This is a genomic window from Novosphingobium sp. B1 (genome assembly GCF_900176395.1).
Lineage (GTDB): Bacteria > Pseudomonadota > Alphaproteobacteria > Sphingomonadales > Sphingomonadaceae > Novosphingobium.
In genome coordinates this window covers 160373-180312 of sequence record NZ_FWXL01000001.1, presented here as the reverse complement: position 1 = coordinate 180312, position 19940 = coordinate 160373, and the positions used below count along the sequence as shown (strand labels likewise).

Sequence of the window (19940 nt, the reverse complement as noted above, 5' to 3'; positions counted from 1 at the left end):
GATTCAGTGCTAGGGGCGAGGCAATGACCGCGCCCCTCGCCCTCTACATCCACTGGCCATTCTGCCTCGCCAAGTGCCCATACTGTGATTTCAACAGCCACGTGCGCGAGCGGACGGACATGGCCGCGTGGCAATCCGCGCTGCTCGCTGACATGCGTCATGAAGCGCAGTTGACCCCCGGCCGCAAACTCTCGTCGATCTTCTTTGGCGGCGGCACGCCTTCGCTGATGCCGCCAGCGCTGGTTGAGGCATTGCTGCGTGAAGCCGAAGCGTTGTGGGGCTTCGCGCCCGATATCGAGATCACGCTCGAGGCCAACCCAAGCTCGGTCGAGGCTGCGAATTTTGCCGCACTTGCCGCAGCCGGTATCAACCGCGTCTCGCTCGGCCTGCAGGCGCTTGACGACAACACACTGAAATTCCTTGGCCGACGTCATGACGTCAACGAAAGCCTTGCAGCGCTCGATCTTGCACAGCGCCATTTCGGCCGGGTCAGCTTCGACCTGATCTACGCCCGCCCGGACCAGAGCGCCGCGAAATGGGAAGCCGAGCTGAAGCGCGCTTTAGCTTTCGGCACTGGCCACCTCAGCCTCTATCAGTTGACCATTGAGCCCGGCACGCGCTTCGCCACGCTGGTCCGCGAAGGCAAGCTGACCCCGCTTGACGACGACCAGTCGGCAGACCTGTTTACCCTGACGCGCGAGCTTACGAGCGACGCCGGTCTGCCTGCTTACGAGACAAGCAACCACGCCCGCCCCGGCGAGGAAAGCCGCCATAACCTCACCTACTGGCGCTATCACGATTATGTCGGCGTCGGGCCGGGCGCTCATGGCCGCAGGCTCGGCACCGCCACCGTACGCCACAAGAAGCCCGAGAATTTCCTGCGCGCCATTTCCGAACAGGCGCATGGCATTGCCGAGGAACGCCCGCTTCCCCGCGCCGATCAGGCCATGGAAGCCGTGCTGATGGGCCTGCGCCTGACTGAAGGGATCGAGCCTGAAGCGCTTGCCGCCCGCTTCGGCTACACGAGCGACAAACTGATCTCGCCAGCCAAGCGTGACTTGTACCTCACCCTGGGCCATCTCGCCCAGGACGGCCCTCTCCTGCGCGTTACCGAACAAGGCGCCCCCCTGCTTGAGGCCCTGCTCGCCGAACTCGTACCGGATTCGCTGGTCAGCGCATGACGATCGCGGAGATCCTCGAAGCTTGGAACGAGTATCTCGCGCTGGGCAGGCGCAGATCGCCCCATACCGTCCGCGCCTATGCCGCAACCGCAGCAAGGCTGCTGCGCGCGCTCAAAGGCGAACAGGACTGGGCTTCGCTGGCATGCATCGATGCCGCCACCTTGCGCAATCATCTCGCCGCTCGCCGCGCTGACGGTCTGGGCAACGTCTCGGCCGCACGCGAACTGTCCGCGCTCAAGACATTCATTGCCTTTGCGCGCGAGAAGTCGGGTCATGCCGATCCCAGCCGCCCCCGCCTGCGCGGCCCCCGCGTCAAGAAAGGGCTGCCTCGGCCGGTCACTCCGGACGAGGCGGTCAACCTTGCCGAAACCGTCGCAGAAGACGCCGATGCTGAATGGATCGCAGCGCGGGACCGCGCGGTCCTGCTGCTGCTTTATGGCGCGGGCATGCGCATTGCCGAGGCGCTGTCACTGCCGGCCTCGGTCCTGCCACTGGGCGAGAGCATGGTCATCACCGGCAAGGGTGGGCGCCAGCGAGTCGTCCCGCTATTGCCGATCGTGCGCGAAGGCGTCGCCAGCTATGCCGCGCAATGTCCCTGGCCGCTGGCAAAGAACGAGCCCCTGTTCCGCGGTGCCAAGGGCGGGCCGCTGGCGCAAGGCATGGTCCAGCGTGCCGTCGCGCGGGCGCGGGTCTCGCTCGGACTGCCCGCTACGGCCACGCCGCACGCCTTGCGGCATTCCTTCGCCACGCATCTGCTGGGCGCCGGAGCAGACTTGCGCTCGCTTCAGGAACTGCTGGGCCATGCCAGCCTGTCATCGACACAGATCTACACGCAAGTCGATGCGGCAACTCTACTGGACGTCTACCGCAACGCACATCCCAGAGCCTAAATCTATCGCGAGTGCACCGCAGACCGCGGCAAGCGCAGCACCGACAACAGCCCGCCCAAGTCCTCGCTCTCGCGCAGATCCACGCTGCCGCCGTAGATTTCGGCAACATCGCGCACGATGGCAAGGCCCAGCCCGGTGCCCGGCTTTCCGGTGTCCAGCCGCGCGCCACGGTCGAAGATTCGGGTGCGGGCTTCTTCTGGAATGCCCATGCCATCGTCCTCGACCCAGATTTCGCAGAATTTCGGGTCGGTGGGCGCGGCATCGATGGTGATGAACACCGACCCGCCACCGTACTTGGCGGCGTTCTCGATCAGGTTGCCGAGGATCTCGTCTAGGTCCTGCCGTTCGATGGACACTTCGACCGTGCGGTTTCCATCCATGTCGAAGCGCACATTCGGATAGAGCCTGACCACCGCGCGCTCCACCGCCTGAGCGCTTTCCCACACTTGCGCGCGTGACATGCCGACAGCGCGACGGCCAACCGCCCGCGCCCTTGCCAGATGATGGTCGACCTGACGGCGCATCACCGCCGCCTCGCGGATCACCGTGTCGGAAAGGTCATCCGCCTTCGCGGTGGCCGCGTTCATCACCACCGTCAGCGGCGTCTTCAGCGCATGGGCAAGGTTGCCGGCGTGGGTGCGCGCTTCCTCGGCCTGCCGCTCCGAGTGTTCAAGAAGGCCGTTCAATTCGATGACCAGTGGCTGCACTTCCAGCGGCAAAGGCTCGGTCACGCGGCTGGCCTCGCCCTCGCGCATGCGGGCAATCGCCTTGCGAACGCGGCGCAAGGGCCCGAGCCCGTAGTAGGTCTGAAGACCGGCCATGCCGACAAGGCCAAGGCCGAGCGCCAGGAACGACCAGATCAGGATCGAACGGATGCGCCGGATCTGTGAATCGATCTCGCCTCGGCTCGCGGCAACTTGGAATTCCCATAGGGTATTGCTGCCCGGCAGGATGACCGAACGCTTGATGATGCGCAGGCGCTCACCTTCGAACTGGTCGCTGTCATCAATCTTCGGCTCGACGTAGTTGTCATCGAGATCGGTGCGCAGCGAACGGTCCCACAGCGAACGCGACGGGAAATCCTCGTGCCCCTGCCCGGAAATCTGCCAGTAGAGCCCGCTGTTGGGTTCGAGGAAACGCTGGTCGCCCAAGGAGCGATTGAAGAATATCTCGCCGTCCGGCCCGATCTCGGCCGAAGCGACCATCGCCGTCAGCATGTAGCCAAGCTGTTCGTCGAAATTGCGGGTGACGAGCCCGGTCAGCGTCTGGTCGAGCGCAAGCCCGCCACCGACCAGCAGCACCGAAATCCATGCCGCCGCAATCATCAGCATGCGCCGCGCCAGCGAGCCGGTGTGCGGCGCGGGCTGCGGCGTGGTCTTGCTGTTGTTCTGCGTCACCCGTCAGCCGCGTGTGTTACCCGCGACCGGGTCCGGCAGGATCGTCGAGGCTATAGCCAAGCCCGCGGATCGTCGTGATGACGTCCGGACCCAGCTTCTTGCGGATGCGCGTCACGAAAACCTCGATCGTGTTCGAATCGCGATCGAAATCTTGGTCGTAGATATGCTCGATCAGTTCAGTACGGCTGACGACCTTGCCCTTATGGTGCAGCAGATAGGACAGGAGCTTGTATTCCTGCGCGGTCAGCTTCACCGGCTCGCCGTTCAGCGTCACGCGGCCCGAGCGCGTATCCAGGCGCACGTCGCCTGCGATCAGTTCCGACGAGGAATTGCCCGAGGCACGACGGATCAGCGCGCGCAGGCGCGCGATCAGTTCCTCGGTCTGGAACGGCTTGGCAAGGTAATCGTCGGCCCCGGCATCGAGGCCAGCCACCTTGTCCGACCAGCTGTCGCGCGCCGTCAGCACCAGCACGGGGAACTTGCGCCCCTCCTTGCGCCACATGCCCAGCACGGTCAGACCGTCGATCTCGGGCAGGCCAAGGTCAAGGATTACCGCGTCGTATTCCTCGGTCGAGCCCATGAAGTGGCCGTCCTCGCCATCGACCGAAAGGTCGACCGCATAACCGTGCTGTTCCAGCGTGTTCTTGAGCTGCTTGCCGAGTGTGGGTTCGTCCTCGACGATCAGAATGCGCATCACTTGCCCCTTGCCTGCGCGCCACGGGCGCGATCACTTGAGGGCTAGATGGGATGCGAAACCTGAACGGTCAAGGAACTGGCGAGAAAGCGCCGGTTAACCGTACCGTCCGCTTAACGGCTCTCGCCCATGACCTGCCCGGTTCGCGCATCGACATCGACAAAGACCACACGGCCATCGCGAATGAACTTCAGGCGATACACCATCGCTGCGGGATCGTACTCGGGGCCAAGGTACTGCATGCCTTGCTTGGTGGGCAGCACGCGCCGTTCGATATCGCGCAGCGATCGCACATTGCCCGCGCGAAGGTCCTTGCGGGCCTCGTTCTGTTCGTCGGGCCGCTGCTGCGCATGAGAGGTCGCAGGAAGCACGGCCAGCGAAGCGGCAAGGAAGGCAATAGCGCGTTTCATGATGAGCGCATGCCTAAGCCCGACCCATTGAACAAGTCGTGAATGCGAGGCTGTGTTCCTGTTAAGGCTAGGCCGTTGCGCGGGCGCAACGGTGCGGCTAAGCGGGCGGCCATGGCGGCACCGATACTTAGCTGGGAAGGCCTCGGCCTCGTCCAGGGCAATGGCTGGCTCTTTCAGGACCTCGACATCCATATCCAGCAGCGCGATCGGCTCGCGCTGATCGGGCGCAATGGCGCTGGGAAGACCACGCTGCTCAAGCTGCTTGGCGGGCAGGTCGATGCCGACAAGGGCATCCGCTCGATCCAGCCGGGCACGCGGATCGTCACGCTGGAACAGGACCCGTTCTTCACCGGCTTCGATACGCTGATGGATTTCGCGCTGTCGGGCAAGGACGCTCCGCCCCGGCACGAGGTGGAATCGATCGCCGGGCAACTGGGCATCGACCTGACGCGCAAGGCTGAAAGCGCCAGTGGCGGTGAGCGCCGACGTGCCGCGCTGTCCCGCGCCCTGGCAAGCGATCCCGATCTGCTCCTGCTCGACGAACCGACCAACCACCTTGATCTTGCCGCGATCGATTGGCTGGAAGACTGGCTGCAGCGCTATCGCGGCGCTTTCGTCGTGATCAGCCATGACCGTACCTTCCTTGAACGCCTGACCAAGGCGACGCTCTGGCTCGACCGCGGCAGTCTGCGCCGCAAGGACATCGGCTTCGGCGGCTACGAAGCGTGGATGGAACAGGTCTATGCCGAAGAAGCCCGGGCGGCAGACAAGCTTGATGCCAAGCTGAAGATCGAGGCGCACTGGCTCGAACGCGGCGTCACCGCACGGCGCAAGCGCAACATGGGCCGCCTCGAAAAGCTCTACGAAATGCGCGCCCAGCGTGCTGCCATGCTGTCTCCGAAAGGCACGGCGAAGCTCGCCATTTCCAGCGACGATGCCAAGAGCAAGGCCGTCATCGTCGCCGACCACGTGAACAAGTCGTTCGGGGACCGCCCGATCGTCAAGGACTTCACCTTGCGCATCACCCGCAAGGACCGCATCGGCGTGGTCGGTTCGAACGGCGCGGGCAAGACCACGCTGCTCAAGCTGCTCACCGGCGAACTCGAACCCGACAGCGGCACGATCACGCTCGCCAAGACGCTGCAAGGCATCATGATCGATCAGCAGCGCAGCCTCATGGCGCCGGACAAGCGCGTGCGCGACGTTCTTGCCGATGGCAGCGACTGGATCGACGTGCGCGGGGTGCGCAAGCACATTCAGGGCTATCTCAAGGACTTCCTGTTCGATCCCGGCCTTGTCGAGGCACGCGTCGGCACGCTTTCGGGCGGCGAACGCTCGCGCCTCCTGCTGGCACGCGAATTCGCCCGCTTCTCGAACCTTCTGGTGCTCGACGAGCCGACCAACGACCTCGATCTCGAGACGCTCGACCTCCTGCAGGAAGTCATCTCCGATTATGACGGCACCGTGCTGATCGTCAGCCACGACCGTGACTTTCTTGATCGCACCGTCACGATCACGCTTGGCATGGACGGTTCGGGCAAGGTCGACATCGTCGCCGGCGGCTATGCCGATTGGGAGAAGATCAGAAAGCAGCGGCTGGCAGGCAAGCCGGTTGCCAAGGCCAGCACTGACAAGGCCGATGCTGCTGCCGCCGCTCCTCCGCCACCGGCAAAAAAGGGCAAGCTGTCCTACAAGGACCAGCGCGATTACGAGTTGCTGCCCAAGCGGATAGAGGAGCTCGACGCCGCCATTGCCCGGGGCGAGGCACAACTGGCTGACCCCGATCTCTATGCGCGCGATCCGAAGAAGTTCGATGCGCTGATGGCTGCCCTCGAGAAAGTCCGCGCCGAAAAGGACGCGGCGGAAGAACGCTGGCTCGAACTGGCAGAGCTTGCCGAGGGATAACGGCTGAATGCCCCCGCCGAGGCGGGGGCATTTCCGCTGTCTCAGGCTTTCATCGCCGCCGCCGTCCGCTCCTCGATCCGCTTTTCGAGGATTGAAAGCGGCATCGCCCCATCAAGCAGCACTTCGTGGAACTGCTTGATGTCGAACTTGTCGCCCATGGTCTTCTGCGCCTTTTCCCGCGCGCGCAACCAGGCGATGTGCCCCATCTTGTAGCTGCATGCCTGGCCGATGTTGGTGCAGTACCGCTCGACTTCGCGCTGGGTGCGCGGCCGGGTGAAACCGGTAGTGGCAACCATGTAGTCGGTCGCCTTCTCGCGGCTCCAGCGCTTGGCGTGAAGTCCGGTGTCGACCACCAGACGCGACGCGCGGAACAGGAACGACTGGAGATAGCCGGCCTTCTCGATCCCGTCATAGGCACCCAGCTCATCGGCAACCTGTTCGGAATAGAGCGCCCAGCCCTCGGAATAGGCCGAGAAGCCTCCGGTCTTGCGGATCAGCGGAATGTTGTCCGACTTCTGGGCCAGGCTGATCTGCAGATGATGGCCCGGAGTCCCTTCGTGATACGTCAGCGATGGTAGCGAATACTTCGGCCAGTCAGACACTTCCTTCAGGTTGATCCAGTAGATCGCCGGACGCGATCCATCCAGAGTTGCCGAATAGTAATAGCCGTTTGCCGCGCCGTCCTGAATCTCTACCGGCACTGCACGAATGTCGAGGGGCTGGTCGGGCAGCGTTGCGAACGCCCGGGGCAGCAGCGCGTTCATCTTGGCAACACCGGCGTTGAGGCTGGCGATCAGGTCAGCCCGTCCCTGCGCGCTGTCTGGATAGAGTTGCTCCGGTCGCGTGTTCAGCGCTGCCAGCCGCTCCCCGACAGTCCCGGTCGTCAGGCCCGCCGCCTTGAGCACAAGGTCAAGTTGCGCCGAGATTTCGGCAACCTGTTCGAGCCCGATGCGGTGGACTTCCTCGGGGCTGAACTCGGTCGTGGTGGCCTGGCGCAAGGCCGCGGCATAGATCTCGTCGCCACGCGGGATGCGCCACGCTCCGTCACCCGCCGAACTGCGTGGCCGCAACTGCTCGATCAGAGCGATCTGGCGGTCGATCGCCGGGTAAATGGCATTGCGCACGATCGCCTCGGCTCGCAGCTGCCACGATCCGGAAATGCCCTTCTTTGCCGTGCGGCGGACAAGGGACGCCACCATCGAGGAATCTTCCGGAGCCGGTGTGCGCAGCTTGCGCAACTGCACCAAAGCAAGGTCCAGCGACCATTGCGGCGCCACGATCCCGCGCCCAGCCTGTTCGCGTTGCACCGCGATGTCATCATCGATCGCCTTGCTCAGCGCCGAGAGGCGGAGCAGGTAGGCCTCGGCGTCCGCAGCGCTCTCGATCGGGTGCGTCGAATCGAGGAAGTCGGGCACATTGAACGCGGCACAGAAGCGCTGCGTCATGCGATAGGGCGATTGCGGGCTATCGACGCCCAGCGTCGGACCATCCAGCCGCCGCTCGAGCTGATAGCGCACAACGTCAAGATTGAGCTTCATCGACGGCGAAAGCGCCGACTCATCGATGCGCGCAAGATCGGCCAGCGCGCTGCGGGTATTGGCAACCGAGCGCGCCAGCCCCGCCTGGCTCGAATCCGTCAATTGCGAACGCAAGCCGGCAAGCGCGCCCTTGTCGAGACCGAGCGAGGTCGCGCTTTGCGGCGATAGCCGCAGCTGGCTGTCGAAGATGCGTGTGAACAGGGCATCGAGCCTTGCGTCCTCACCACTCGCTGCAAAGGCCATGGCAGGACGCATGGCAACCGCGACCGTGGCCGCGCCGACCGAGCCGGCAAAGGTCCGGCGGCTGAGCAGGATGGGCATCTGGCAACAACTCCCTTGTGATGTGGATGGCGGGAGGTGCCAGATCGACTGGCCCCGGGCAAAGCCTTTTGTTGCAACCGTTACCATCGGACATGCTTCGTCACGAACGCCTACAGCCGATAGAAGTCGGCAACCCGATCAAGCGCGATGCGAAGAACGAGCTTGCCGCTACGTACGGGCCAGTCCAGCGCCTTCTCCGCCGCCGGCACTCCCTCGCCAGCGCACACCACGCGCCAGAGTATGTCGGACAGGCCCTTGCCCGCGTACTCGATCGCTGCATCGAAGCGCGCGCGCGCCGCGATCTGGGCCTCGCCTGCGGTAAGAGCGCGGTCGGCGGTGCTGGGCGTCCGAACGGCATCCCAACGCATCGTGATCGACGGCGCGATCTGCGCGCGCTCGAAATCGCTGCGCAGTCGCTCCCCGGCATCGAACTGCCGGTCGCTGAGGTGACCGCGCGCGTGCAACCACGTCAGCGGGCTTTCCGCCAGATTGACCGTTACCGTCCTGCCTCCCTGTCGGACGCCGCCACCACGCCGCGGACCCTCGGGAGTTATCTCGCGCGTCACAAGCTGCCGATTTGCCATGAAAACTTCCCCCTTTACCGGAACATTTCAGGAACCATCAATGCTCTTGCCTTGCCGGTCACTTTGTAGGAAAGCAAAAAAACACCGTTGCGGTTAAAGGATCGGGGCCATGATCAACAGAATCCGCGATATCCGGCGGCAAAAGGGCATGACGCTGGCCGATGTTGCCGCACGCTGTGCGCCTCCCACCACCGCGCAGACCATCGGCCGCCTGGAAACAGGCACGCGCAGCCTTTCGCTCACCTGGATGAACCGGATCGGGCTTGCGCTGGGGGTGGATCCGCAGTTGCTGGTCAAGGCCGAGGAAGACGCCCCTGCCCGGATGGTGGCGCGTCTTGCTGCCGCAGGCGCTGAAGCTCTTGCCAAGCCTATGGATGCCATCCTGCCGGTGACGCTCGATGGTTCGGCCCGTCTCATGGCCATGGCGGTCGAGGCCAGCGCCGGTGAATATCGCGCTGGCGACCAGGTGTGGTTGCGGCAGATTGACCCTGAAGATTTCGCACGTGCCTTCAACCGCGACGTGCTTGCTCCCCGCCCGGGAGGCCGCTTCGCGTTCGGTCGCCTGATCGACCGGCGCGAGGGGCGCGTTGCCCTCCTGCCGCCGGGCGTGGGACAACGCCAGGTCATCATCGATCGTCCGGCGTGGCTGGGCGTGGCCGAAATGCTCGTGCGCAAGCTTTGACGTGAAGCGCCTGCTATCGATCTCGACCCTGTATCCCGCGCCGGGAAAGGCCGGGTTCGGTCGCTTCGTTTCACGCCAGATGGAAGCGCTGGCGGCACGCGGGGACTGGCAGGTGACTGTCGTCAATCCGATCGGCCAGCCGCCGCTGCCGCTCAAGCGCTATGCCGCGCTCAAGGCGATACCGCGCGTGGAACTGCAGGGCGAGATCACGGTCCATCACCCTCGCTTCCATCTCGTGCCCGGCCTGTCAGGCCCGATCAACCCGTCCCTGATTGCGCACGCCATTCTGCCGCTCGCCCGCCAGCTTCACGCCGAACAACCGTTCGACATGGTCGATGCGCAGTTCTTCTATCCCGATGGACCTGCCGCGGCAAAAGTGGCGCAAGCCCTGGGACTGCCGCTCGCGATCAAGGCGCGTGGCTCGGACATTCATCTGTGGGGCGAGAAATCCCTCGCCCGACGCCAGATGCTCGCGGCCGCGCATCAAGCCTCGGTGCTGCTCGCTGTCTCCTGCGCTCTCGCGCGTGACATGGCCGCGATGGGCATGCCCGAAGAGCGAATCCGCGTCCACTACACCGGACTTGATCGCACGCGATTCCGGCCACTCGATCGCGCTGCCGCTCGGCAGTTGGTCTCAGCCCTGCCAGGCGTGCAGGTCTGGTCCGAGGGTCGCCTGCTGCTGTGCGTCGGCGCGCTGCTGGCGATCAAGGGGCAGGCCCTGGCGATCCGCGCCCTGCCGCTGCTTCCTGAAGACATCAGGCTGGTGATTGCCGGCACCGGAGCCGACGAGCCTGCGCTGCGGCGTCTGGTCGATCAGCTCGGCCTTGCAAACCGCGTGCAGTTTCTTGGCGCAGTCGATCACGATGTCCTGCCCCATCTGCTCTGCGCGGCCGACGCCATGGTCTTGCCGTCCGAGCGCGAAGGACTGGCAAACGCCTGGATAGAGGCGCTGGCGTGCGGCACGCCGGTGGTAATTCCCGATGTCGGCGGCGCCCGCGAAGTGGTCCAGTCACCCAGCGCAGGCCGCATTGTCGCGCGCACGAGCGAGGACATTGCCCGCGCCATCGTCGATCTTCTTGGCGACCCGCCGAGCCAGGATGCCGTCGCCGCCACTGCCGAACGCTTCAGCTGGCAGGCAAATGCAGTGGAACTGGCCGGGATATACGCAGAAGCGGCGGCGAAGCACTAAGCTCCGCCGCCGCAATCTTCTTCCGGACGAGAAGCCTCAGGCGCCTTCGCGCGCCATCCGCTCCTGCTTCTCGAGCGCTGTTTCTGTCGGAACGAAGCTGTTCGGGTTGACCTTCAGCCAGATCAGGATCGGTGCCGCCATGTAGATCGAGCTGTAGGTGCCGACGAAGATGCCAAGCGTGATCGCGGCGGTAAAGCCGAAGATCACATCGGGACCAAGCAGCAGCAGCGCTACAAGGGTAATCAGCATCGACAGCGACGTGACGATCGTGCGGTGCAGCGTCTCGTTCACAGAGAGGTCGAGCAGCTCCGGCATCGGCATCCGGCGATACTTCTTCATGTTCTCGCGGATGCGGTCATAGACCACGATCGTATCGTTCAGCGAATAGCCGATCAGCGTCAGGAGGGCCGCCACGATGTTCAGGTCGAACTCCATGCCGGTTATCGCGAACAAGCCCAGCGTCAACGTCACGTCGTGGACCAGCGCGAACAGTGCGCCCACCCCGAACTGCCATTCGAACCGCAACCAGATGTAGGCCGCAACCGCCAGCGAAGCGAGGCCGAGCGCCTTGAACGCGTCCCAGCCCAGTTCCTTCGACACCTTGCCCGAGACCGAATCGACGCCATCGATGCGGGCATCAGCATGGTTCTGCTTGATGTCGGCCGTGATGGTGCGGGCCATCTTGTCAGCCAGCGCCGCTTCCTGCCCGGCGCCTTCCGGCAGCTTCATGCGGATCGAGATCTCGTTCGGCTTGCCATAGCGCTGGATGATCGGCTCACCATAGCCAAGCTTGCCGACTTCCTCGCGCAACGTGGCGACAGGCGCTTCGGCGCTGCGCTCGAAGGTCACGCGGATCATCTGGCCACCGATGAAGTCAACGCCGAGGTTCAGCCCCTTGGTCAGGACCAGGCCCCATGACGCCGCCATCAGGATGATACTGATCACGTAGAACGGCACGCGCCACTTGAGGAAGTGGATGTTGGTATGGTCGGGGACGAGCTTGAGGAGTTTCATGGTATTCGTCCTCCTCTCAAAGAGCAATTTCGGTCGGGCGGGCACGGCGCAGCCATTGCGCCACCCAGAGGCGGGTCAGCGTCACGGCGGTGAACACCGATGTGGCGATGCCGATCATCAGCACGACGGCGAAGCCCTTTACCGGGCCGGACCCGAACGCGAACATCAGCACTGCCGCGATGACGTTGGTGATGTTGGCATCGAAGATAGCGCGGCTTGCTTCCTTGTAGCCAAGTTCCACGGCCTGCACGACCTTGCGCCCACGATGCCGCTCTTCGCGGATGCGCTCGTTGATCAGCACGTTGGCATCGACCGCAGCACCGATTGTCAGCACGAAGCCGGCAATGCCCGGCAGAGTCAGCGTGGTGCCGATGATGCCCATGATGCCGAGGATCATCAGGACGTTGATGATCACGGCGAGGTTCGCATAGACGCCGAAGCGGCCGTAGGTCGCCAGGATGAAGATCGCCAGCGCCAGCGTTCCGACGCCCATCGCGATCATCCCCTTGCGGATCGAATCCGCGCCGAGATCGGGACCCACGGTGCGCTCTTCCACGACCTTGAGGTCAACCGGCAGCGCGCCCGAACGCAGCGAGATCGCCAGGGCATTGGCGCTTTCGGTGGTGAAGCGGCCAGAGATGATGGCGCTGCCGCCCAGGATCGGCTCGTTGATCGTCGGGGCCGAAAGGACCTTGCCATCGAGAATGATAGCGAACTGCTTGCCCACGTTCTGCGTCGTCAGCTTCGCGAACTTGGCGCCACCATCGGTGTTGAAAGTGATGTTGACGACCGGTTCGTTGGTCTGCTGATTGTTGGTCTGTTGCGCGTTGGTCAACTGATCGCCGCGGATGCCGCCAAGGCGCTTCACCGCGATCGAGGGCACGCCGCCACCTTCTGCGGGGCTGACAAACGGCACGATCTCGCTGCCCGGAGGCGCGATCCCCTGCGCCACGTCCGAAGGCAGCGCCGAGGTGTCGACCAGCTTGAATTCGAGCTTGGCGGTCTGGCCCAGCAGGTTCTTGAGCGCCTGCGGATCCTGCAGACCCGGCACCTGCACGACGATGCGCGTCGGGCCCGAACGGATGATCGTCGGCTCCTTGGTGCCGAGAGCGTCGATGCGCTTGCGCACCACCTCGACCGCCGTATCCATTGCCTGGGTCACCGCCTGGTTGACCCCGGCCTCGGTCGGCTTGAGCACGAAGCGATTGCCGTCGACGACGTTGATGTCCCAGTCGCGCTGTCCGGTAAGACCAGCACCGTTTGTCAGCGGCAGGACCGCTTCGCGAACAGCATCGACTTGCGACGGATCGGCGACGACGAAGGTCAGTGCGCCATCGCGATTCGAGATGTCGCTGATGCGGATATTGCCGCCATCCTGCTTCAGCTTGTTGCGGACCGATTCCTCCATGCCTTCGATGCGCTGCTGGCGCACCTGCGAAGGGTCGGCTTCGAGCAGGATGTGGCTGCCGCCGGCAAGGTCGAGGCCAAGGTTGATCTTGGGCTCGGGCAAGGACGAAGGCCACGTCAGGCCCATGGTCGAGGTAAGCGAGGGAATGGCCGCGGCAACGCAGACAATCGTCACCAACCAGAGCCAGATTACTTTCCAGCGCGGAAAATCAAGCATGTGCGCAGTGCTTTCTGCTGGAGAGGATCAGTCGTTGGCGGGCGCAGAGCCGGCGGGCGGCACGATGTCGCCGATCGTCGCGCGCACGGCCTTGACCTTCACATTGGGGCCAAGCTCCAGTTCGGCGTAATGGTCGTCGAGCTTGATCACCTTCCCGATCAGGCCACCGGCCGTCACAACCATGTCGCCCTTCTTCATCGCCGCGATCTTGGCCTTGTGCTCCTTCTGCTGGCGCATCTGCGGCCGCAGGATCAGGAACCAGAAAATGAAGCCCATTGCCACCAGCGGCAGGAAGCTCATCCAGGCAGGCGGTTGGCCGGCATTGGCGGCGGCGGCAGAAAGAGTGCTAAGCATCATGGGTCCGTTTCTGGGATCGCGACTTGGGTAATACAACCGGACACATCGCATTTCCGCAAAGAAACCGGGCCCGGTTGGCTTGATCGGCGCGGTTAGCAGGTTGCCCGGGGCAAGGCAATGAAGCCGCTGCAGCCGAGCACGCCGCGAACTTTGCACATCCCGCCAATCAGGCGCTTGCCATCACGAAAAGTGGTGCCTATAGGCGCGCTTCCGGTCGGGACGTAGCGCAGCCTGGTAGCGCATCACACTGGGGGTGTGGGGGTCGGAGGTTCGAATCCTCTCGTCCCGACCAATTTTTCAAATACTTAGCAGCTGTTTTCGCCCCATATGGCGCGGTGAAATTTCACTGGTGGTGCACTGGTGGTGCAACCATGCGGAACAAAGCGCAGCCAATTGCAACCATTTGCATCGGTGGAACCGGCAGCCCGGCCTCCTGCGGCGGACCTAACGGCCCTCCAATTGCACCTTCTGGATGCAAAGTCGGCCGCTGAACCAGCGGCCCGTGCAGCAGCCATCTTGTGAGTTGCGAGGCTGAATGCGCAGCGCTGATTGCGGCGCGCGTTCACAGGACGGACTTGAGATGCGGCGGTTTCAGTATCGCCGTTTTGGCAATGAATTGACCCAGTCAGAGATGTCTATGGACTTCCACCGCAAGCGACCGGATCCAAAGTCCAAAGGAGCCGGGAACGCGCCTCTCTGGATGCGCCGCCAAATGGTCGTTCGGCTCCGAATCCCGGTTAGCTGCATCACTTCCTGGCAGGTGAGGAGTTCCTGGATAGTCATGGTGTTTCTACCGAACCAATCTGGAGAGCAACATCGTGCAGGTCCTTGTCCGCAATAGGGTGAGGATCACGGTGAGCCGTGGGCGATCCGATCTCCAATCGCATCGCCCCTGCGGTTCAGATCCGTAATATGTTGCTCAAGTGTCCGGGCTAGAAGCTTGGCCGTTCCGTTGGCCCAACGTGGCCGGAGCTCGCTCGCAAGCTCACCAAGTTGCTCGATGATCTCGGCTGGGGCGCGTTTGAACAGCTCGCCCAGGAATCTAGCCGGTGCCGAGCCCCGATATGAAAGCGCGAAATCCTCTCCGACAAGAAGCAGAAGCAGCAGCGTTTCCTCGCCGGCATGCTCGCAGGCTTCGAGTATGCGCAACACTTCGCTCAAAGTTGGGACGCGCTCTCCGGCAACAGAGCGGCGCAGGCTGTCGCGCTTCATCTCGGCAAGGCGCGCGATTTCAGAAACTGGCTTGCCACTGTCTTTGACTGCACGGTCGAGCAGCCGGACGACCCGCGCAGTGAGATCGAGATTAGCGTGGCTCATAAGGGGGCTCGACTCGCTAGAGAAGCATCGAGCTAGCCCCGTGCGCAGTCTGTAGGAAAGTAAAAAGAACAAACACAGAACTCATAGGAATTCCATAACGGGACAACCGACTCGGGCTGCGCACCAGTGCGCGTGATTCGCGCGCTGGTGCACAGGTGACGCGCTTCGTCGCGCATTGGCTGCGCGCTTCCGGCCTCGAAACGCGCAAAGCGCCAACGGCCGACCACCGGGAACCACAATTGATTTGCCAATTTGGTCGAGGAACACGCTTCCCATTTCCTACAGCCGCGTACCTCCGCATTAAGAACATACAGCGAACGAACGCTGTAACCCCCAAGCGGAGAATACCTCTCATGACTGCCACCGCCCTCCCCTCCATTCGCCGCGGCACCCGCCTCGGCAAGATTGCCAGCCTGGCCCTGCCGGTCGCGATCGGCGCGCTTGCCGCCAGTGCGGCCTATGCCGGCGCCGACACGACCTTCGCGCCCGCCCTCGCGAAGTTCACCGACTTCCTCGAAGGTTCGGGCGGCAAGATCATCACCGTCCTCAGCCTTGCGGGCGGCCTGATCGGGCTTGCCTCGGGCCGCTTCACCCTCGCGCAGATCGCGGTCCCGGTCGGGGTCGGCATCGGCGTCGGGACCGGCGTGCCGATCGTCACCTCGGTGGTCACCGCGGTCATCTGACGGTCAGCCAAGGGAGGGCGGAACAATCATGAGCGACCGGTACATCATTCCTCGGCGGCTCGACGACCCGGAGCTGATCGGCTTCTGGACCCTCGACGAGTTCGCCGGGATGATCCTCCCCTTCACCTGGGGGATCCTCGCGCAGCATGTCTTTATCGGCATAATTCTCAGCTCCGCCGCCTGGTTTGCGCTCCGCAAGGCCAAAGCAGGCCGCAGTTGGGCCTGGATAATCCATGCCGCCTATTGGCACCTGCCTGCAGGTCTCACCGGCCTCAAGATGACGCCGCCCTCCCACTGCCGACTGCTCGCCGGCTGAGGGGAAACACACCATGCTTGTCCAGATTTCTCACGAGCGCAGCCAGGCGCTGCTCAGGCAGCGCAACCTGTTCGCGCTGACTAGTGCGGGCTTGGCCGTCGCCCTCGTTGTTGCCGGCGGTTTCGCCGCGACCCGCGACCGTGAGGTCGTGCTGGTCCCGACCGTCCGCGCACCGCTCACCGTGTCGAGCGCGGGGGTGTCCGCGCAGTACATGGAGTTCGTCACCCGCGATGCCGCGCTGATGCTGCTCAACCGCAGCCCCGAAGGGCTCGACTACTGGATGAGCCAGATCCTCGAGCTCGCCGATCCCGCTGCAAACGGCACGCTCAAGGGCGAGCTGATGAAGATCGTCGAGGAGCAGCGCGGCTCGGACGTCACGCAGGCCTTCGTGATCAAGGAGATCAAGGTCGATCCCGCCGCCCTCACCTCCGAGGTCAAGGGCACCCTCAAGACCTTCGTCGGCGCGACAGTAATCGGCAGCGACGAGCGGCGGTTCCGCTTCAGCTGGACCTACCAGGGCCTGCGCCTCGGCCTTTCCGGATTCGTCCAGATTTCCACCGAAGACACAAACAAGGAGTCCAAGTGATGCCTTCTCGCTGCAAACGGCGCGGCCCAGCAATTGCGCTCGCCGCCTCGCTGCTGGCGCTCGCCAGCCCGGCGCTAGCCGACCAGTTCAAGGAGAGCGCCGACGGCGGCACGGTTGCCTGCTCGGTCTCGGCGCGCGAGCTCACCCGCTTCGCGCTGATCGGCGACCAGTTCGCCTCGGTCTCGAAGATCTCGAGCGGCTATCCCTACAACGATTTCGCGGTGACCCACGAGCCGGTGCGCGGAGACATCTATGTCTCGGTGCCCGAGACTTTCGCCGCCAATCGGATCAGCTTCTTCGCCACCACCAAGGCGGGCTACGTCTACAAGTTCTCGTGCTCGATCGACAAGATCGAAGCCGCCCAGGTGTTCATCACCAACCCCGCACTCGCCAAGGGCGACGCGGGCCGCTGGGAGGGCCAGACCGGACAGGATGAAGCCGCTGTCCGCCTCGTTCAGGCCATGGCGGGCCAGCAGACGATTGAAGGCTTCGAGATCAGCCAGCCTGCCGCGCTGCCAAGCCGGATCGGCGCGCTCGAAGTCCAGCTGATCGCCGAATATCGCGGCGCGGCGCTCGCAGGGAAAGTCATCCGTCTCGCCAACCGCGGAACCAAGCCGCTGACGGTGGCCGAAAAGGATCTTGCAGGCGCAGGTGCGCTCGCGGTGTCAATCGCCCGGCCCACGCTCGAACCCGGCGCTGCCACCACGGCCTACCTCGTCGGCCCGAACGCGGAGCAGGGTCATGACTGATCAGGCATCACAGCAGGCAGAGGGCGGCGGCAAGAGCGCGACCGGCGCAGAGCGCGAGGGCCACGAGCCAAGCAGCGTCGGGCAGCTCAACGAGCGCACCGCCAAGCGCCAGCGGATGCTGCTTGCGGGAATCGCGACCGTGATCCTTGTCGGCACCAGCTGGATCATCTTCGGGAGCGATCACGCGAAGAAAGTGCATCAGGAAGGCGACGCAGAGACAATCGAGACCGCCAGCCTGGTCAATCGCAACCTGTCGCAGCGCGAGTTCACGACCGTCTACGGCAACCAGTTGGGCGCGGTTATTCCGGGCTCGCGCTCGCCAATCCGGCTCCTTGCGACACCCGCGGACTCGATGCCAACGAGGCCTTTGCCAAGGCCCACGGCTTCAATGGCACTCCGGTGATCGTCCGCCCGTCCGACGGCGCGGTGCTCGAGGGTTACCGCGACGCCGCCGCGCTGCGCGCCTTCCTCTCCCCCACTCAACCCCAAGGATAATGCTTATGTACCGCTCAATCCCGCTCGTCTTCGCCAGCCTCAGTCTCGCGCTCGGCCTCGCCGGCTGCACCCATCTCGGCACCAACATCGCGGGCGATTTCTCGTGCCGCGCGCAAGCCAGTCGAACACATGGAGCTGGCTGCCAGCCCCTCAGCGAAGTTGATGCCAAGGCGATCCGCGAACTGATCAAGGCCGAAGGCAGCGACCTCGCGGCAGTTCGCCAGCGCGTGGCTGTAACTGCGGCCGATACCGCCCGGACCGGAGAACGCACCCTGAAGGTCGTGTTCCCGGCGCACGTCGACACCTCGGGCACGCTGCACGACGAAGCTGCGGTCTGGACCGTGGTCGAGGCGGCGCGCTGGGCGGGCGAGCTCAGCGGCGGCAAAGTGACCGAGCCCAAGGGCACGATGCGCGCACTGCGCGACGCGCTCAAGGACCAGGCCCGCCGCGCCGCTGATGCTTCGCGCAAGACCGACGTCGACGCTAATGCGAACCCCGCCCCGCTGTCTCCCGAAGACAGTGATCCCGCAGCCACCAATCCCTTCATCCCTTCCTCGCCGCTTGTCCTCCCCTCCCCGGGCGGCGAGATCCAGGCCGACGCGCCCCCGTCGGCCGCCGGGGGGTCCGACATGTCCCCCACCCCGCATGGACGGGCTCCCCGGCCTTTGGAGGAAATGAAGCGTGCCTGGCCGAGTGCGGCAGCGATCGAAGCGGCAAAGGCACTCAAGCGGGCCGCAGACGCTGCACCCAAGAAGGAGCCCAAGTGATGGCGCTTTCGTTCGGGGCGCTGCGCGAACGCCTGCTGGCAGGCCTGCTTGGCGATGCCGAGCAGGTCGAGGCAGGCCGCCCCATGCTCATGCTCGACATGCTCTCGGATTGGCTCCCATACCGGGTCTACGATCCCACGAGCCGGCTCTACGTCAACGCCCGCTCGAAAGGCTTCGTGCTCGGGGTCACCCCGCTGATCGGCGCTGACGAGCGGACTGGCGAAATCCTCGGCGCGTTCTTCTCCGAAGGCCTGCCGGCGGGCTCCTGCCTGCAGATCCTCCATCTCGCCAGCCCGCGGATCAGCCGGATCGTCGGCCCGTGGTTCGCACCGCGCTACGAACAGGGCGGGGTCTACGAAGCGATCGCACGCCACCGCGCGAAGAAGCTCTATTCGATGGTCTGGACATCGGGCGCCAATGACGCCCCCTTCCACGCCCGCGCGCACCAGGTGGTGATTTCGCTCGGCGTGCCTGCAGCGAAGGCGGTGAGCAACGAAGAGCTCACTCACGCCCGCGAGGGACTCATCGCGATGCTGAAGTCCTTGAACCTCGGCGTGATCGAATACGAACCGCACGATCTCATCGCGCTGCTCGACGACCTGACCTCGCCAACCACCGCGCCGCAGGACGATGCGGTGCCCTACAATCCCAATGATCCGATCGCCAATCAGGCGATCCGCCGCGACATCGAGCTGCTGGTGCGCGAAGACCGGATCGAGCTTGGAACCGAACGGTTCCGGGCGACCGGCGTCCACAAACAGGGCGTGCCCGAGATCGGCGCGGTCTACCCCGACCGCTTCGACGTGCGCCATTTTGCGGTGCGCAACATGCCGCCGCGCTGGGCGCCGCACGAATGCGCGCGGCTGATCGGCGATCTCTTCACCGACAAGCTGCGGTTCTCCGAGCGCTACGGGCTGTTCTACTTCTTCGCACAGAGCTGCGGGGCTTGCGAGGTGATGTCGCCGATCGTCCAGAGCGTCGCGCAGACCTGGCACATCACCGTTCGCGCAGTGTCGACCGACGGCGGGCCTTCGCGCCATTTCCCGCGCTACACGGTCGAGACCAACCAGCGGGCACGCATGGGGCTCGATCCGGGCATCACCCCCGCCGTCGTCCTGTGGGACGCGGCCACGGCGCGCGCGATCCCGATCGGATATGGCGTGATGAGCGCCGACGAACTCCAGGACCGCATCTACCTCCTGACCTCGAAGGAAGCCGGACGTGACTACTAGGTTCAAACG

Annotated in this window: 21 protein-coding genes, 1 tRNA gene and 3 pseudogenes; 15 read left to right on the top strand and 10 right to left on the bottom strand. The window is 64.4% G+C overall.

What is annotated here, in order from left to right; all coding sequences use genetic code 11:
- Positions 1-23: 23 nt before the first annotated feature.
- Entirely contained in the window at positions 24-1181 is a 1158-nt protein-coding gene (gene hemW / locus B9A23_RS00940; RefSeq protein WP_084276840.1) for a radical SAM family heme chaperone HemW, read from the top strand.
- Positions 1178-2071 carry a tyrosine recombinase XerC gene (locus B9A23_RS00935; protein ID WP_084276838.1) on the top strand — a complete coding sequence of 298 codons (894 nt, stop codon included), beginning with the start codon at positions 1178-1180 and terminating at the stop codon, positions 2069-2071. Before hemW ends, B9A23_RS00935 begins: the two co-directional genes overlap by 4 nt.
- Before the next feature lie 2 nt (positions 2072-2073).
- Here B9A23_RS00935 and B9A23_RS00930 read toward each other — a convergent pair whose 3' ends face one another.
- The 3 genes from B9A23_RS00930 to B9A23_RS00920 all read right to left on the bottom strand — a co-directional run bounded on the left by B9A23_RS00930 (position 2074) and on the right by B9A23_RS00920 (position 4572).
- A complete protein-coding gene (locus B9A23_RS00930; protein ID WP_254894955.1) occupies positions 2074-3402 on the bottom strand; it encodes a sensor histidine kinase in 1329 nt (442 codons plus the stop codon).
- Between the two features lie 82 nt (positions 3403-3484).
- Entirely contained in the window at positions 3485-4162 is a 678-nt protein-coding gene (locus tag B9A23_RS00925; protein WP_084276834.1) for a response regulator transcription factor, read from the bottom strand.
- A 113-nt stretch (positions 4163-4275) separates the two neighbouring features.
- Positions 4276-4572: a PepSY domain-containing protein gene (locus B9A23_RS00920; RefSeq protein WP_084276832.1), complete on the bottom strand. Its 297-nt coding sequence runs from the start codon at positions 4570-4572 to the stop codon at positions 4276-4278.
- A gap of 111 nt (positions 4573-4683) precedes the next feature.
- Here B9A23_RS00920 and B9A23_RS00915 point away from each other — a divergent pair, with 111 nt between their 5' ends.
- Positions 4684-6477 (top strand): ABC-F family ATP-binding cassette domain-containing protein, encoded by a 1794-nt coding sequence (locus B9A23_RS00915; RefSeq protein ID WP_084276830.1) that lies wholly within the window; start codon positions 4684-4686, stop codon positions 6475-6477.
- Positions 6478-6518: 41 nt separating this feature from the next.
- Here B9A23_RS00915 and B9A23_RS00910 read toward each other — a convergent pair whose 3' ends face one another.
- Positions 6519-8336, bottom strand: a complete 1818-nt coding sequence (locus B9A23_RS00910; RefSeq protein ID WP_084276829.1) for a DUF885 domain-containing protein — start codon at positions 8334-8336, stop codon at positions 6519-6521.
- A gap of 110 nt (positions 8337-8446) precedes the next feature.
- On the bottom strand, positions 8447-8920 hold the full coding sequence (locus B9A23_RS00905) for a DUF6456 domain-containing protein (protein ID WP_084276827.1): 474 nt from the start codon (positions 8918-8920) through the stop codon (positions 8447-8449).
- A gap of 109 nt (positions 8921-9029) precedes the next feature.
- On the opposite strand from B9A23_RS00905, the gene B9A23_RS00900 reads away from it, so the two are divergent.
- Together B9A23_RS00900 and B9A23_RS00895 are read left to right on the top strand one after the other, a co-directional pair.
- Positions 9030-9602: a helix-turn-helix domain-containing protein gene (locus B9A23_RS00900; RefSeq protein ID WP_084276825.1), complete on the top strand. Its 573-nt coding sequence runs from the start codon at positions 9030-9032 to the stop codon at positions 9600-9602.
- Between the two features lies 1 nt (position 9603).
- Positions 9604-10791, top strand: coding sequence for a glycosyltransferase (locus B9A23_RS00895; protein ID WP_084276823.1), 1188 nt, complete (start codon positions 9604-9606; stop codon positions 10789-10791).
- Between the two features lie 36 nt (positions 10792-10827).
- Here B9A23_RS00895 and secF read toward each other — a convergent pair whose 3' ends face one another.
- From secF to yajC, 3 genes are read right to left on the bottom strand one after another with little or no spacing between them, the layout of a single operon-like run.
- Positions 10828-11805 (bottom strand): protein translocase subunit SecF, encoded by a 978-nt coding sequence (gene secF, locus B9A23_RS00890; RefSeq protein ID WP_084276822.1) that lies wholly within the window; start codon positions 11803-11805, stop codon positions 10828-10830.
- A 16-nt stretch (positions 11806-11821) separates the two neighbouring features.
- Positions 11822-13429, bottom strand: a complete 1608-nt coding sequence (secD, locus tag B9A23_RS00885) for a protein translocase subunit SecD (RefSeq protein ID WP_084276821.1) — start codon at positions 13427-13429, stop codon at positions 11822-11824.
- 27 nt (positions 13430-13456) lie between these two features.
- Positions 13457-13786, bottom strand: a complete 330-nt coding sequence (gene yajC, locus B9A23_RS00880) for a preprotein translocase subunit YajC (RefSeq protein ID WP_084276820.1) — start codon at positions 13784-13786, stop codon at positions 13457-13459.
- A gap of 215 nt (positions 13787-14001) precedes the next feature.
- Here yajC and B9A23_RS00875 point away from each other — a divergent pair.
- Positions 14002-14078 (top strand) — tRNA-Pro (locus B9A23_RS00875).
- Positions 14079-14377: 299 nt separating this feature from the next.
- On the opposite strand, the gene B9A23_RS00870 is transcribed toward B9A23_RS00875, so the two are convergent.
- Positions 14378-14569 carry a helix-turn-helix transcriptional regulator gene (locus B9A23_RS00870; protein WP_084276818.1) on the bottom strand — a complete coding sequence of 64 codons (192 nt, stop codon included), beginning with the start codon at positions 14567-14569 and terminating at the stop codon, positions 14378-14380.
- Positions 14570-14635: 66 nt separating this feature from the next.
- Complete coding sequence (locus B9A23_RS00865; RefSeq protein ID WP_084276816.1) at positions 14636-15103, bottom strand: hypothetical protein; 468 nt, start codon at positions 15101-15103, stop codon at positions 14636-14638.
- Between the two features lie 353 nt (positions 15104-15456).
- On the opposite strand from B9A23_RS00865, the gene B9A23_RS00860 reads away from it, so the two are divergent.
- From B9A23_RS00860 to traF, 9 genes and pseudogenes are all read left to right on the top strand, one after another.
- Complete coding sequence (locus B9A23_RS00860; protein WP_084276814.1) at positions 15457-15786, top strand: hypothetical protein; 330 nt, start codon at positions 15457-15459, stop codon at positions 15784-15786.
- 28 nt (positions 15787-15814) lie between these two features.
- On the top strand, positions 15815-16102 hold the full coding sequence (gene traL / locus B9A23_RS00855) for a type IV conjugative transfer system protein TraL (RefSeq protein ID WP_084276813.1): 288 nt from the start codon (positions 15815-15817) through the stop codon (positions 16100-16102).
- Between the two features lie 13 nt (positions 16103-16115).
- Entirely contained in the window at positions 16116-16688 is a 573-nt protein-coding gene (locus B9A23_RS00850) for a type IV conjugative transfer system protein TraE (protein ID WP_084276811.1), read from the top strand.
- A complete protein-coding gene (locus B9A23_RS00845; RefSeq protein ID WP_084276809.1) occupies positions 16688-17437 on the top strand; it encodes a type-F conjugative transfer system secretin TraK in 750 nt (249 codons plus the stop codon). Before B9A23_RS00850 ends, B9A23_RS00845 begins: the two co-directional genes overlap by 1 nt.
- Complete coding sequence (locus tag B9A23_RS22130; protein ID WP_139797272.1) at positions 17430-17840, top strand: hypothetical protein; 411 nt, start codon at positions 17430-17432, stop codon at positions 17838-17840. The genes B9A23_RS00845 and B9A23_RS22130 overlap by 8 nt, the downstream gene beginning before the upstream one ends.
- A pseudogene (locus B9A23_RS23170) lies at positions 17762-17932 on the top strand (DsbC family protein); the annotation flags it as partial. The gene B9A23_RS22130 and the pseudogene B9A23_RS23170, both read left to right, overlap by 79 nt.
- 5 nt (positions 17933-17937) lie before the next feature.
- A complete protein-coding gene (locus B9A23_RS00835; protein ID WP_084276807.1) occupies positions 17938-18699 on the top strand; it encodes a TraV family lipoprotein in 762 nt (253 codons plus the stop codon).
- Positions 18699-19611, top strand: a pseudogene (locus B9A23_RS22125) (conjugal transfer protein TraC); the annotation flags it as partial. The gene B9A23_RS00835 and the pseudogene B9A23_RS22125, both read left to right, overlap by 1 nt.
- Positions 19599-19931: pseudogene (gene traF / locus B9A23_RS23165) on the top strand (conjugal transfer protein TraF); the annotation flags it as partial. The pseudogenes B9A23_RS22125 and traF, both read left to right, overlap by 13 nt.
- Positions 19932-19940 lie beyond the last annotated feature (9 nt).